The 12,520-nt window shown below is 67.3% G+C and carries 16 protein-coding genes and 1 tRNA gene; 16 read left to right on the top strand and 1 reads right to left on the bottom strand.

What is annotated here, in order from left to right:
• From B3Z70_RS12765 to B3Z70_RS12695, 15 genes are all read left to right on the top strand, one after another.
• Positions 1–849 (top strand): methyl-accepting chemotaxis protein (locus tag B3Z70_RS12765; RefSeq protein ID WP_292045706.1); only part of this gene is annotated, 849 nt, incomplete at its 5' end.
• Positions 849–1,124: an STAS domain-containing protein gene (locus B3Z70_RS12760; protein WP_292045705.1), complete on the top strand. Its 276-nt coding sequence runs from the start codon at positions 849–851 to the stop codon at positions 1,122–1,124. The genes B3Z70_RS12765 and B3Z70_RS12760, both read left to right, overlap by 1 nt.
• Positions 1,121–1,486: a response regulator gene (locus B3Z70_RS12755; protein WP_292045704.1), complete on the top strand. Its 366-nt coding sequence runs from the start codon at positions 1,121–1,123 to the stop codon at positions 1,484–1,486. Before B3Z70_RS12760 ends, B3Z70_RS12755 begins: the two co-directional genes overlap by 4 nt.
• 27 nt (positions 1,487–1,513) lie before the next feature.
• The gene (locus tag B3Z70_RS12750; protein ID WP_292045703.1) at positions 1,514–3,694 is read left to right on the top strand and encodes a chemotaxis protein CheA; all 2,181 of its coding nucleotides are present in this window, start codon (positions 1,514–1,516) and stop codon (positions 3,692–3,694) included.
• A 3-nt stretch (positions 3,695–3,697) separates the two neighbouring features.
• Complete coding sequence (locus B3Z70_RS12745; RefSeq protein WP_292022222.1) at positions 3,698–4,153, top strand: chemotaxis protein CheW; 456 nt, start codon at positions 3,698–3,700, stop codon at positions 4,151–4,153.
• Positions 4,150–5,010 (top strand): CheR family methyltransferase, encoded by an 861-nt coding sequence (locus B3Z70_RS12740; protein ID WP_292045702.1) that lies wholly within the window; start codon positions 4,150–4,152, stop codon positions 5,008–5,010. The genes B3Z70_RS12745 and B3Z70_RS12740 overlap by 4 nt, the downstream gene beginning before the upstream one ends.
• Complete coding sequence (locus B3Z70_RS12735) at positions 5,007–6,044, top strand: protein-glutamate methylesterase/protein-glutamine glutaminase (RefSeq protein ID WP_292045701.1); 1,038 nt, start codon at positions 5,007–5,009, stop codon at positions 6,042–6,044. The genes B3Z70_RS12740 and B3Z70_RS12735 overlap by 4 nt, the downstream gene beginning before the upstream one ends.
• 14 nt (positions 6,045–6,058) lie before the next feature.
• Positions 6,059–6,448: a response regulator gene (locus B3Z70_RS12730; protein ID WP_292021953.1), complete on the top strand. Its 390-nt coding sequence runs from the start codon at positions 6,059–6,061 to the stop codon at positions 6,446–6,448.
• Positions 6,445–6,987: a chemotaxis protein CheD gene (locus B3Z70_RS12725; protein ID WP_292021956.1), complete on the top strand. Its 543-nt coding sequence runs from the start codon at positions 6,445–6,447 to the stop codon at positions 6,985–6,987. The genes B3Z70_RS12730 and B3Z70_RS12725 overlap by 4 nt, the downstream gene beginning before the upstream one ends.
• A gap of 2 nt (positions 6,988–6,989) precedes the next feature.
• Positions 6,990–7,334, top strand: a complete 345-nt coding sequence (locus B3Z70_RS12720) for a hypothetical protein (RefSeq protein WP_292021958.1) — start codon at positions 6,990–6,992, stop codon at positions 7,332–7,334.
• Positions 7,335–7,338: 4 nt separating this feature from the next.
• Positions 7,339–7,926: a response regulator gene (locus B3Z70_RS12715; protein WP_292021960.1), complete on the top strand. Its 588-nt coding sequence runs from the start codon at positions 7,339–7,341 to the stop codon at positions 7,924–7,926.
• A complete protein-coding gene (locus B3Z70_RS12710; protein ID WP_292045700.1) occupies positions 7,923–8,393 on the top strand; it encodes a hypothetical protein in 471 nt (156 codons plus the stop codon). Before B3Z70_RS12715 ends, B3Z70_RS12710 begins: the two co-directional genes overlap by 4 nt.
• A gap of 220 nt (positions 8,394–8,613) precedes the next feature.
• A tRNA-Arg gene (locus tag B3Z70_RS12705) sits at positions 8,614–8,690 on the top strand.
• A gap of 249 nt (positions 8,691–8,939) precedes the next feature.
• Entirely contained in the window at positions 8,940–9,164 is a 225-nt protein-coding gene (locus tag B3Z70_RS12700) for a hypothetical protein (protein WP_292021963.1), read from the top strand.
• Complete coding sequence (locus B3Z70_RS12695; RefSeq protein ID WP_292021965.1) at positions 9,088–9,861, top strand: substrate binding domain-containing protein; 774 nt, start codon at positions 9,088–9,090, stop codon at positions 9,859–9,861. Before B3Z70_RS12700 ends, B3Z70_RS12695 begins: the two co-directional genes overlap by 77 nt.
• A 129-nt stretch (positions 9,862–9,990) precedes the next feature.
• Here B3Z70_RS12695 and B3Z70_RS12690 read toward each other — a convergent pair whose 3' ends face one another.
• Positions 9,991–10,875, bottom strand: coding sequence for a LysR family transcriptional regulator (locus tag B3Z70_RS12690; protein ID WP_292021967.1), 885 nt, complete (start codon positions 10,873–10,875; stop codon positions 9,991–9,993).
• A gap of 210 nt (positions 10,876–11,085) precedes the next feature.
• On the opposite strand from B3Z70_RS12690, the gene B3Z70_RS12685 reads away from it, so the two are divergent.
• Complete coding sequence (locus B3Z70_RS12685; RefSeq protein WP_292021969.1) at positions 11,086–12,516, top strand: aldehyde dehydrogenase family protein; 1,431 nt, start codon at positions 11,086–11,088, stop codon at positions 12,514–12,516.
• Positions 12,517–12,520: the final 4 nt, after the last annotated feature.

The following is a 12,520-nucleotide window of genomic DNA, read 5'->3' as shown; positions in this document are numbered from 1 at the left end:
GCCGACGACCTGTCGCGCCGCACCGAACAACAGGCCGCCAGCCTGGAAGAGACCGCCGCCGCGCTGGATCAGATCACCGCCACGGTGAACAAGACCGCCTCGGGCGCGCGTCAGGCGTCGGATGTCGTCCAGGCCGCACGCGGCGACGCCGAAAAGAGCGGCGTGGTGGTGCGTGACGCCGTCTCCGCCATGACGGCCATCGAGACCTCGTCCTCGCAGATCGGCCAGATCATCGGGGTGATCGACGAGATCGCCTTCCAGACCAACCTTCTGGCCCTGAACGCGGGAGTGGAGGCGGCGCGGGCCGGGGACGCCGGTCGCGGCTTCGCCGTCGTCGCCTCCGAGGTTCGCGCCCTGGCTCAGCGCTCTGCCGAGGCGGCCAAGGAGATCAAGACCCTTATCTCGGCCTCGACGGGCCAGGTCGGCGCCGGAGTGAAACTGGTCGGGGAAACCGGCGAGGCCCTGCAACGGATCGTGGACCGGGTCGCCGAGATCGACAGCCTGGTCACCGAAATCGCCGCCTCGGCCCAGGAGCAGGCCGTCGGCCTGGCCCAGGTCAATAAGGCGGTGAACCAGATGGATCAGGTCACCCAGCAGAACGCCGCCATGGTCGAACAGTCCACCGCCGCCAGCCACTCCCTGGCCCAGGAGGCGGAAAGCCTGCAGGCCTCGGTGGGGCGGTTCCGCGTCGGAGAAAGCCTGTCGCGGACGGCCCCGGCCGCGCCGCCGCGCGCATCCGCCGCGTCCGCGCCCAGCCGCATGGTCGCCGCGCTGAAGACTCTGGGACGCGGCGGCGCCGCCCTGAAGCCGCAACCCGCGCCCACCGAAGACGGATGGGAGGAGTTCTGATGCCCGACACCCTGATCCTTCCCGACATTCTGGACCTGAAAGCGGCCGCGCCGCTGAAGGTCGAGCTTCTGGCGCGGCGCGGCCACGATCTGGTGCTGGACGCCTCGGGCGTCCAGCGCCTGGGCGGCCTGTGCCTTCAGGTCCTGCTTTCGGCCGCCCGGACCTGGGCCGTCGATGGCGTCAACCTAAGGTTAGGTTCTGTGTCGCAGGCTTGGAGCGAACAATGGGCCGCGTTCGGCGCGCCCGATCTGATCACCGAGGGGGCTCAAGCGTGACCAAGACCGTTCTGACCATCGACGATTCGCGCACCATGCGCGACATGCTGCTGATGGCGCTGGAGGATGCGGGCTACACCGTGATCCAGGCCGTGGACGGCATCGACGGTCTGGAGACCCTGGCCGCGCGGGGCGCCGACGTCGTCATCACCGACATCAACATGCCGCGCATGGACGGTTTCGGTGTGATCGAGGGCGTGCGCGCCGATCCGAACCACCGCGCCACGCCCGTCCTGGTCCTGACCACCGAAAGCGACGTGGAGAAGAAGGCGCGCGCCCGCGCCGCGGGCGCCACCGGCTGGATCGTCAAACCCTTCGACCCCGCAAAGCTGGTCGACGCCGTTCGCCGCGTCGCGGCCTGATCGAAAAGCCCGCCGGACCCGCACCTAATGGACGCCTTCGAAGCCATCAAAGCCACCTTCTTCCAGGAGTGCGACGAATTGCTCGCGGATCTGGAGGCCAAGCTGATGCTGCTCGAGCAGGGCCAGACGGACCTGGAGACGATCAACGCCGTCTTCCGCGCCGTCCACTCCGTCAAGGGCGGCGCGGGCGCCTTCGGGCTGGAGGCGCTGGTCCGGTTCGCCCATGTCTTCGAGACGCTGATGGACGAACTGCGCGCGGGCCGCAAACCCTGCGACGCCGTCACGATCAAGACCCTGCTGCGCGCCTCCGACGTGCTGGCCGACCATATCCAGGCCGCCCAGGGACTGGTCCCGCCGGTGGACGAGGCGCGCTCGGCCGCCCTGGTCGCCGAACTGGAAGTCCTGACGCATGGCGGCGAGGCTCCGCCGCCCGTCATGGAGGAAGACGACGACTTCGACTTCACCCCCATGGCCTTTGACATGGCGCTGGACGAACCCGCCGCGCCCCTGGACGCCGCCCCCGCCGGGTGGCGCATCGTGTTCAAGCCGATGGGGCGGATGTACGCCAACGCCAACGAGGCGGGCCTGCTGTTGCGCGAACTGGGACGTCTGGGCCCGACCCAAGTCCGCCTGGACGACAGCGCGGTTCCCACGCTCGACGCCCTGTCGGTCGAGGAAGGCTGCCTGACCTGGACCATCGACCTGTCGGCCGATGTGGACGAGGCTGCCGTGCGCGAGGTGTTCGACTTTGTGGAAAGCGACTGCGACCTGACCATCACGCCGCTGGGCCAGGCGTCAGATGTCTGCGCCGACGCCGCCCTTGTCTTTGAGGACGAGCCGGCCGCGATACTGCCCGCCGGCGACGATCTGGACATCGCCGCCCTGCTGGCGCGCGCCACCGGCGCTGTCGCTGACATCGCCCCGGAAGCGGCGCCCGCGCCTGCGCCTGAACCGGCGGCGGTCCCGGCCGCCATGCCGACGGCGACGCCCGCCGCCTCGGCCGCCGCGCCCGTCACGATCAGGGTGGATCTGGATCGGGTGGATCGCCTGATCAACGTCGTGGGCGAACTGGTCATCCAGCAGGCCATGCTGTCCCAGCGCGTGCTGGAAAGCGGCCTGGCGCGGTCGTCGGGCATCGCGCTCGGCATGGAGGATCTGGAGCTTCTGACGCGCGAGATCCAGGACAGCGTCATGGCCATCCGCGCCCAGCCGGTGAAGTCGGTGTTCCAGCGGATGCCGCGCCTGGTCCGCGAGGTCGCGGACATGGTCTCCAAACAGGTTCGCCTGGTCACGGCGGGCGAGGACACCGAGGTCGACAAGACCGTGGTCGAACGCCTGGCCGAGCCGATCACCCACATGCTGCGCAACGCCATCGACCACGGGCTGGAAACGCCCGAGGAGCGCGTCGCCGCCGGCAAGTCGGCCGAGGGAACCGTGCGCCTGGCCGCCCTGCACCGCTCGGGCCGGATCGTGATCGAGATTTCCGACGATGGGCGCGGCATCAACCGCGAGCGCGTCAAGAAGATCGCCGTGGACAAGGGGCTGATCGCGCCCGACGCCGCGCTCAGCGACGAGCAGATCGACAATCTGATCTTCGCGCCTGGCTTCTCAACCGCCGCCGTGGTGTCCGACATCTCGGGCCGGGGCGTGGGCATGGACGTGGTCAAACGTTCCATTCAGGCCCTGGGCGGCCGCATTTCCATCAGCTCGGTTCCGGGCAAGGGCTCGACCTTCACCCTCAGCCTGCCGCTGACCCTGGCGGTGATGGACGGGATGGTCGTCACCGCCGCCGAACAGACCCTGATCGCGCCGCTGCCGGCCATCGTCGAAAGCCTGACGCCCCAGGCCGTCGATCTGCATCATGTCGGCGGGGTCGATCCGGTCATCCGCTTCCGCGACCGCTTCCTGCCGCTGATCGACGTGGCCTTCGTCATGGGCTTCAGCGGCACGCCCATAGATCCCACCGGCGGCGTCGCCGTGGTGGTCGAGACCGAGGGCGGCCAGCAGGCAGCCCTGCTGTTCGAGGCGATCCAGGGCCAGCGCCAGGTCGTCATCAAGAGCCTGGAGACCAACTACCAGCAGGTGGATGGCGTCGCCGCCGCCACCATCCTGGGCGACGGCCGCGTCGCCCTGATCCTCGATGTCGACGTCCTTGTCGCCGACATGCGCCGCAACGCGGCCCGCCCCGACCTCAAGCTTGCGAGCTGATCCATGACCGAAGTCAAAGACCCCCAGCGCGAACTGATCGCCTTCCGCATCGGCGCCCAGGAATTCTGCGTCGACATCATGTCGGTGCGCGAAATCCGCGGCTGGACGCCAGCCACCCCCCTGCCGCGTTCGCCCGGCTATATGAAGGGCGTCATCAATCTGCGCGGCACGGTCCTGCCCATCATCGACCTGGGCGCGCGTTTCGGTCTGGAAACGTCCGAGCCGACGGCCCGTCATGTCATCATGGTCGCCCATATCGGCGGCCGGATGGTGGGCCTGCTGGTCGATGCCGTCTCCGACATCCTGCAAATGAGCGAGGCGGCGGTCCAGCCGACGCCGGATGTCGCCAGCGACCGGGTGAAGACCTTCGTCAAGGGCATCTTCTCCATCGACGGCCGCATGATCAGCCTGATCGAGCTGGATCACATCCTGCCGCAGGTCGAGGCCGAAGCCGCATGAACGTCGCCGCCGGCCGGGGATCCATCGTCGAGGGCGAGTTCGTCTTCACCGCCGATGATTTCCGCCACATCGCCGAAATGCTGCACGCCCACGCGGGCATCGCCCTGAACGAGGGCAAGGCCGCCCTGGTCTATTCGCGCCTGGCCAAGCGGCTGCGCACCCTGGGCCTGACCAGCTTTCGCGACTATTGCGCCCTGGTCGAGGGCGTGGACGGGGTGGACGAGCGTCAGAAGATGACGGCGGCCCTGACCACCAACGTCACCCGATTCTATCGCGAGCCGCACCATTTCGACGACCTGCGCGACCGGGTGATGCCGGAACTGGCCGCTCGTGCGCGCGCCGGCGGGCGGGTGCGGCTGTGGTCGGCGGCCTGTTCGAACGGGCAGGAGCCGTATTCCATGGCCCTGACGGTGCTGCAGGCCCTGCCCGAGGCGGCGGACCTGGACGTGCGCATTCTGGCCACCGACATCGATCCCAACATGGTCGCCCAGGGCCATGACGGGACCTATTCCGAAGAGGCGCTGGAGCCGGCGCCCGTCACCCTGTGGCGCAAATATTTCGACCGCGCGGATCGCGGCCAGTGGACCGCCGGCGCCCAGCTGAAGCGCCTGGTCAGCTTCAAGGAGCTGAACCTGATCGGCGACTGGCCGATGAAGGGCAAGTTCGACGTCATCTTCTGCCGCAACGTCGTCATCTATTTCGACGACGCGACCCAGGAACGGGTGTGGCGGCGCTTCACCCCCCTGATGACGCCCGGCGCCACCCTCTACATCGGCCATTCCGAGCGGGTGTCGGGACCCGCGACCAGCCAGTTGCAGACCGCCGGCCTGACCACCTATCGGCTGGGGGGCGCATGAGCCCCGTGCGCGTCCTGGTCGTCGACGACAGCCTGACCATGCGCGGTCTGATTTCGGCCGCCCTGAAGTCGGACCCGGAGATCGAGGTCGTCGGCACGGCCGCCGATCCCATCGAGGCGCGCGCCGCCATCAAGGCTTTGAACCCCGACGTCATCACCCTGGACGTCGAGATGCCCAATATGAACGGGCTGGAGTTCCTGGAAAAGATCATGCGGCTGCGGCCCATGCCGGTGGTCATGGTCTCGACCCTGACGGCGGCCGGGACCGACGTGACCCTGGCCGCGCTGGAGATCGGCGCCGTGGACGCGGTGGCCAAGCCCGCGGTCGCCAGCGTCGACGCCTTCCACGATCTGATCGGCAAGGTGAAGACCGCCGCCCGCTCGCGCGTCCGCGCCCGCGGCGATGCGCCGGCCGCCGCCGAGGCGCCGCGCGCCTATCGCCCCGATCCCAACCACGTCCTGGCCGTCGGCTCGTCCACCGGCGGGGTCGAGGCCCTGCTGACCGTGCTCAGCGGCTTTCCCGCCAACTGCCCCGCCACCGTCATCACCCAGCATATGCCGGCGACCTTCACCGCCAGCTTCGCCGCCCGTCTGGATCGCGTCTGCGCCCCTACCGTGACCGAGGCCGTGGACGGCGCACCGCTTCAGCCGGGCCACATCTATCTGGCGCCCGGCGGCGCGACCCATCTGGCGGTTTCGCCCGGCCTGACCCCGCGCTGTCGGCTGGTCCCCAGCGATCCGGTCAACGGCCACCGCCCGTCCGTCGATGTCATGTTCGATTCCGTCGTCCGGCTGAAGCGTCCGATGACCGGCGTCATCCTGACCGGCATGGGCCGCGACGGCGCCAGGGGCCTGTTGGCCATGCGCGAGGCCGGCGGTCGCACCCTGGGCCAGGACGAGGCGTCCTGCGTCGTCTATGGCATGCCCAAGGCCGCCTTCGAACTGGGCGCCGTGGAGCGCCAACTGCCGCTGCACCGCCTGTCCCCCGCCATTCTCGAATCGTGCGCCGATCCGGCCGCACGCTCAGTCGCCTAACCGGGAGCGTACCCATGCCCGCCGCCGCCGCTCTGCAATGTCTGGTCGTCGATGATCAGATGACCATGCGCTCCTTGGTCCGAACCAGTCTTCAGCAGCTTGGCGTGCGCGACATCCGCGAGGCCGCGGACGGCGAGATCGCCCTGCGCGAGGTGGTCACCAAACCCGCTCACCTGATCATTTCGGACTACAATATGCCGAACCTGGACGGGCTGGGCCTGCTGCGCGCCGTGCGCGCCCACCCGCCCACGTCCAAGATCGCCTTCATCATGCTGACTGGCCGCGCCGACCGCGAACTGGTGCAGCGCGCGGTACAGTTCGGCGTGAACAACTATCTGGTCAAACCCTTCACGGTCGCCCAGCTGAAGGGCAAGCTGGAAGCCGTCTTCGGGCCGCTGACATGACCTTCGCCGCCCTGAAGGACAGCGTGGAGAAACGGGTTCACGTCGGCCAGGGCGAGCATTTCATCACGTCCGATCCCAATGTCGTGCTCAGCACCATCCTGGGGTCGTGCGTCGCCATGTGTCTGCGCGATCCGCTGGCGGGCGTCGGCGGCATGAACCATTTCCTGCTGCCCGAGGGGGCGGGGGCGGGGACCGATGCGGGCCGCCGCTACGGCGCCTATGCGATGGAGCTGCTGATCAACGACCTGCTCAAGGCCGGCGGTCGTCGCGAACGGCTGGAGGCCAAGCTGTTCGGCGGCGGGCGGATGTTCGACAGTCTGCGCGACGTCGGCCGCGCCAACGCCGACTTCGCCGAACGCTTCCTGCGCGACGAAGGCATTCGCGTGGTGGGCGGCAGTCTGCGCGGCGACGGCGGGCGGCGCCTGCACTACTGGCCCGTCGTCGGTCGCGCCCTGCAACGCGCCGTGACCGATATCGTCGCGCCCAAGCCCGCGCCGGTCGCCCCGCCCGCCGAGACCGGCGCGCTGGAACTGTTCTGACCATGAGCGCCCCGCCCGAACACGCCGATCTGCTGGCCGCCGTCGCCGACGAGCTGATGCTGGTGCGGCAGGGCATCGACGGGATCGAGGCCCTGGTCAGCGATCTTGTCCGCCGCGCCCTGCCCGAGGAGCGTTCGAACGCCCTGACCCAGGCCCAGGCGCTGGACGCCCTGACCCAGCGCGTCGAAGCCCTGTCCAGTGTTCTGCGGATGTTGAGCGGCGGCGCCAGCCCGTCCGAAGCCGTCAGCCGCCTGTCGCTGGCCGACATGGCCGGCCGCCTGCGACCCGCCGCCGGCGAACATCGCCCGATCTCCAACGCCGACGACGGCGACCTGATGCTGTTCTGAGGTCATGGCTAACAGCGATCGGGTCAATCTGGCGCACACCACGGTCCTTCTGATCGACGACCAGCCCGCGTCGCTGGATATGCTGGGCTCCATCGTCCAGGGCTTCGGCTGCAAGGAACAGATCAAGTGCAACTCGGCGCACGGGGCGGTCGAACTGCTGGCCCGCCGCGCCGTCGATCTGATCCTGATCGACTGCATCATGCCCGAGATGGACGGCTATGAGTTCGTGCGCTGGCTGCGCCGCGACGCCCCGACGCCGACCCGATACGTTCCCGTCATCATGATCCTGGGCCATGCGTCCCAGGCCAAGGTCCATCAGGGGCGCGATTGCGGCGCCAGTTTCATCGTCGCCAAGCCCCTGTCCCCCGCGCTTCTGCTCAAACGTATCGTCTGGCTGGGCGGCGAGGACCGCGATTTCGTCGACGCCGCCCATTACGTCGGCCCCGACCGTCGGGTGCGCAACTACGGCCCGCCCACCGGCGACGGCCGGCGCGAGGGCGACCTGTCCGGCGAACTGGGCGCCGCCGTGGAAGAGAATATGGATCAGGACGCCATCGACATGATGATGAAACCGATGAAGGTCAGTCTGTGACGGACGCGCCGGCCAAGCCCATCGTCCGCAAGGTCCATACCTCGCTGCAGCGTCAGATGGCCCGACCCGGCGGACGCCTGATCGCCGAGGCCGAGTCCCGCGCCAATCAGGCCCTGGAGGGCCAGCGCGACCAGGTGTTCTCGCTGCTGAAGAGCAATATCGACATTGTTGAGGGCCTGTGCGCCAGCCGTCCGGCCGACGCCCAGGCGCAGGTCTACGCTTGCGCTTCGGCCATGGTCGACATGGCCGGTTTCCTGGATGTTCCGACCTTTTTCGAGGCGGCCTTCAGCCTGTGCGAAATCGCCGACCGTATGCGGGCCGCCGGCGTCTGGTCCTGGCCCTCCGTCGAGGTCCACGTTCGCGTCCTGCGCCTCACCCTGGCCGACGCAGGCCAGGCCACGCCGGAATCCAAACGCCTGCTGGAAGGCTTGCGCGCCCTGACTGCCCACGTGCCCCCGGTCGGTTAACGGCTTGGCTGTTCGCTGCGGAACAAGCATGAAACGAATCGGGACCGAATCGCCGACACCGCCCCATTCGTCCTTTGTTCACCGCGATATCTGGTGGATTAATCGCCCTTAACCACAAGCCGCCCCTATCGCCCATTGGCGACCAGCGCCCCATTTTTTCGTCGCTCGACCGCCCCGACCGCTTCCCCACGCGCCCGCAAATCGCTAGGTCATGCCCCGTGGCCCCGTAGCTCAGCTGCATAGAGCAAGGCTTTCCTAAAGCCGAGGTCGGAGGTTGGAGTCCTCCCGGGGTCGCCATGTTTTCAATGCGGTAGGTCGACGGTTATCCGATTTTCGGAAAGTTGGGACGCAACTGGGACACAACCCGACAGGTTTCGCTCGGTTTCAAGAGGTTTCCGGCTGTTCGCTCCGACAGTCTGTTTCGCTTCCTCAAGCGGCGACCGGAGTGAGCAAGACAGCGTTTTCATAGTGCATTGGGAATGAGTGCGCAGCTGCGAAACCCGCCTTGGTCTGGTGGTGAGTAGGCGCCGGCCATGCTTCTTGTAGGTGCACACGGCCTTCGACTGGGACCGGCTGCTGGACGGAGTCGAATGGCCCCACGCCTCGGGCGTCACGCCCGCGACCGACCCCAACGGCTCCGCCGCCGCTGTCGCCCTCGTCGAGGCCGCTGTCCGCAAGGGGGTGAAAGTCAGCTATGACGGCAACTTCCGCGGCAAGCTGCGGGAGCAGTGGGACGGCGGCCTTTCTGCCTCACGCGCGAGACGTCCTTGATCGCGAAACGGAAGCGCTGGGCGCGCTGAGTCCGGGAAAGCACGGCGCGTCCGGGCTGCTGCGACTGACCGCCCCGGCCGCACTGGGGCGCGAAGTCATCATGCCGCTGATGCCCGAACTGCTGGACGCCCATCCTCGGATGCGGGTGGAAATTCAATTGACCGAGCGGATCGTCGATCTCGTTCACGAAGGTTTGGACCTGGCTATTTGCATCGCTGATCTCAGCGACACCGATCTCGTCGCGCGTCGTATCGGAACCGTGCGCCGGGTGATCTGCGCGGCTCCCGCTTATCTGGCGCGGCGTGGGCGACCTGAGACGCGTCGTGATCTTGCCGGCCACGACTGTCTGACCCTGGTGGGGAGCCCACGTTGGCGGTTCGATGGTGCGACCGGGGTCGAGCCCGTGCATGTGTCCGGACGCCTGACTTGTGACGCCATCTATGGCCTGCTTGCGGCCTGCCGCGCCGGAGCAGGTCTGGCGATGCTGTCCACCTGGTCCGCGGCGAGCGATCTCGCGGCCGGGCGCCTGATCGAAATAGAGTTGGACGCACCGCCGCATTCGCCGCCGATTTCCGCCGTCTATCCCAGCGCACGAATGGTCGCGCCACGAGTTCGGGTGTTTCTGGATAAGCTGAGCCAGGCGCTCGCGGATGAGGCGCGTCAAGTCAGTGGGATAAAGGATCGGCTTGGATCGTGATGATCATGCGGGCGAAGGCCGGGCACGTCGAGCCGCAGGCCGATCCAGAGGATTCTTCTTCTCGCCGGGCGTGATGCCGCCAGAAGCGAAAATCTTTGAATTGTCGTGGTGCGTGAGTTGGCGCAGCGCTTAGCTGGGGGGCGCCTCCAACCCATAGCTTGTCGTGAGCGCATCTCGGAGCGCCATCACACGGCGATTGTCGAAGTCTGGACCCCGGCAGGCGAAAGCGATCTGCCGAACAGGGGCGTTCTTGCCGAGGGAGAGTTCCTGAACCGGATAGGCGCTGACCATCCGTCCACGCACCTGCGGCAGGATAGAAACGCCGTGACCTGCAGACACCATGGCCAGAACGGCTTCGATGGACTCCAGTTCGAACCTGGGTTTCAGGCCGGGCGCCAGCTTGTGCATATGGCTGGCCGCGACGCGCCCGCTGGTCAGCGATGTATCGAACTGAAGCCAGGGGTAATGGGCGATCATGGTCTTGATGGATCGTCCTGCGGCGTCCGGCGGGGCGACGAAGACAAACGGCTGTTCCACGAGATCGTGCCAGTAAAGACGGCTGGATCCGCCGGAGGTCGGCCGGATGAGCGCCACGCCGTCGAGCCGCCCTGCCTTAAGCTGGTCAAGCAGTTCGACAGAGTCGCCCTGTATGACGCGCACGCTGAGTTCGGGATGACGTCGGTTGATTTCCGCAAGGACAAGCGGGACCAGCGTCGGCTGCAGGGACCGAATGGTTCCCAGCATGACCCGACCGGTCAGGGCGACGGTATGGCGGGTGCGGGCCGCCTCGACCGATTCCAAGGCCACACGGATGTTTTCGGACAATTCTCTGGCGAGCGGCGTGGGGCGCGACGTTCGCGCCGAGCGGTCGAACAGGGGTTGGCCCAGATATTCCTCCAGTCGCTTCATCTGCAGACTGACGGCGCTGGGCGTCAGGCCCAGGTCGTCGGCTGCGGCCGCGAAGCTGCCTTGGCGCAGGATGGCGTCCAGCGTGATGAAAAACTCGAACTTCAAGGAGATGAACCTGACGCAACTTATGGGGGCTGTCATAGCGCGTCTCGCTGATGCATGACAATTCCTCATCATTCGATCAATGAAACATCACTATTTTTGGTGATTTTCAGGCGGTAGGTCTGGGTCGTCATCGGCCGGTCGAATGGTCTGGCCGCGACAAAAGACCGAAACGTCCGACAGAGACGAGTGCGGTCAGGGAGATGAGGCAAGATGGTCAGCGGGACACCCGTCAAACAGTTCGTGGGCGGCGCCTGGGTCGAAGGCGAGGGCGCGGTGGTCGATGTCGTCGACAAGTTCACCGGCGACATCATCGCCTCGGTGCGCTGCGCCTCAACGGCGCAAGTCGACTCCGCCGTCCTAGGGGCGCGTTCCGGTTTTGAAGCCGTGAAGCTGGAGCCGTTCGAACGCGCGCGCCTGCTGAACCGTGTCGCCGACTTGATCTTGGCGAACCGCCAGGCGCTGGCGGAGACCATCGTGGCGGAATCGGGCGTGCCGTGGAAGGATTCCGATAATGAGGTGGCCAGGGCGGCCGAGACCTTCCGGCTGTCGGCCGAGGAGGCTAGGCGGCTGGTTGGCGAGGTCGTGCCGATCCAGGGCGCTCAGGGGCAGTCGCATCGCATGGCCTTCACCCTGCGCGTGCCGCGCGGGGTCGTGGGGGGCGTCAGCGCCTTCAACTCGCCGCTAAACATGGTGGCGCACAAGGTGGCGCCGGCCCTGGGGGCGGGCAACGCTGTCGTTTTCAAGCCGCCGCTGGTCACGCCGCTGTCGGCCACCCGTCTGTTCGAACTGATGCTTGAGGCCGGTGTGCCGGCGGAACTGATCGCCCTTGTGCATGGCGATGGCGCCACGGTCGGTCAGCATCTGGTCGAACATCCTGGTGTCGACTTCTTCACCTTCACCGGCAGCACGCCGGTCGGCAAACGTATTCGCGACGCGCGCGGCATGCGCCCCGTGGCGCTGGAACTGGGCAGCATCGCGGCGACCATCGTCTGCGCCGATGCGGACTTGAAGCGCGCCGCGATGCGCTGCGCCCAATCGGGCTTCCGTCGGCAGGGCCAGGCGTGCACCTCGACCCAGCGGCTTTTTGTTCAGCGCGAAGTTCTGGAGACATTCCAGGCGCTGTTCCTCGCCGAAGTGGCGGCCTTGTCGGTCGGAGATCCGACAGACCCGAAGACCGATGTGGGGCCGATGATCAGTGAGAAGGATGCGGTTCGGGCCGAGGCCTGGGCGCGCGAGGCCGTTGATCAGGGGGCGCGCATCCTTGCGGGCGGCGTGCGGCAGGGCGCGGTGCTGCAGCCGACGGTGCTGACGGAGGTTCGCCCGACGATGCGGGTGATGTGCGAGGAAATCTTCGCGCCCGTGCTGTCGATCATTCCCTTCGACACGCTGGAAGAGGCCATCAAGCAGGTCAATGCGACAGACTTCGGTCTGGCCGCCGGTCTGTTCACTCGGGACATCCAGAAAGCCCTGCAAAGCGCCGCGCGGCTGCATGTCGGGGTGGTGCATTTGAACGACGCCTCCAGCAGCCGTGTCGATCTGATCCCCTTCGCCGGGGTCAAGGACAGCGGCGTGGGCGTCGAAGGCCCGAAATACGCGATGCGCGAAATGACTGAAGAACGCCTGGTGACGGTGACCCTGTGATGGA

Origin of the sequence: Brevundimonas sp. UBA6550, assembly GCF_002434505.1 — a bacterium.
Lineage (GTDB): Bacteria > Pseudomonadota > Alphaproteobacteria > Caulobacterales > Caulobacteraceae > Brevundimonas.
Note: the sequence above shows the minus strand (reverse complement) of the source record. Positions and strands in the feature narration are given on the sequence as shown.

Bases quoted from the DNA above. Each gene is read 5' to 3' on its own strand.
- B3Z70_RS12760 (WP_292045705.1), top strand. From the start codon at position 849: ATGCCCGACACCCTGATCCTTCCCGACATTCTGGACCTGAAAGCGGCC.
- B3Z70_RS12750 (WP_292045703.1), top strand. From the start codon at position 1,514: ATGGACGCCTTCGAAGCCATCAAAGCCACCTTCTTCCAGGAGTGCGAC.
- B3Z70_RS12745 (WP_292022222.1), top strand. From the start codon at position 3,698: ATGACCGAAGTCAAAGACCCCCAGCGCGAACTGATCGCCTTCCGCATC.
- B3Z70_RS12740 (WP_292045702.1), top strand. From the start codon at position 4,150: ATGAACGTCGCCGCCGGCCGGGGATCCATCGTCGAGGGCGAGTTCGTC.
- B3Z70_RS12735 (WP_292045701.1), top strand. From the start codon at position 5,007: ATGAGCCCCGTGCGCGTCCTGGTCGTCGACGACAGCCTGACCATGCGC.
- B3Z70_RS12730 (WP_292021953.1), top strand. From the start codon at position 6,059: ATGCCCGCCGCCGCCGCTCTGCAATGTCTGGTCGTCGATGATCAGATG.
- B3Z70_RS12725 (WP_292021956.1), top strand. From the start codon at position 6,445: ATGACCTTCGCCGCCCTGAAGGACAGCGTGGAGAAACGGGTTCACGTC.
- B3Z70_RS12720 (WP_292021958.1), top strand. From the start codon at position 6,990: ATGAGCGCCCCGCCCGAACACGCCGATCTGCTGGCCGCCGTCGCCGAC.
- B3Z70_RS12715 (WP_292021960.1), top strand. From the start codon at position 7,339: ATGGCTAACAGCGATCGGGTCAATCTGGCGCACACCACGGTCCTTCTG.
- B3Z70_RS12695 (WP_292021965.1), top strand. From the start codon at position 9,088: ATGACGGCAACTTCCGCGGCAAGCTGCGGGAGCAGTGGGACGGCGGCC.
- B3Z70_RS12685 (WP_292021969.1), top strand. From the start codon at position 11,086: ATGGTCAGCGGGACACCCGTCAAACAGTTCGTGGGCGGCGCCTGGGTC.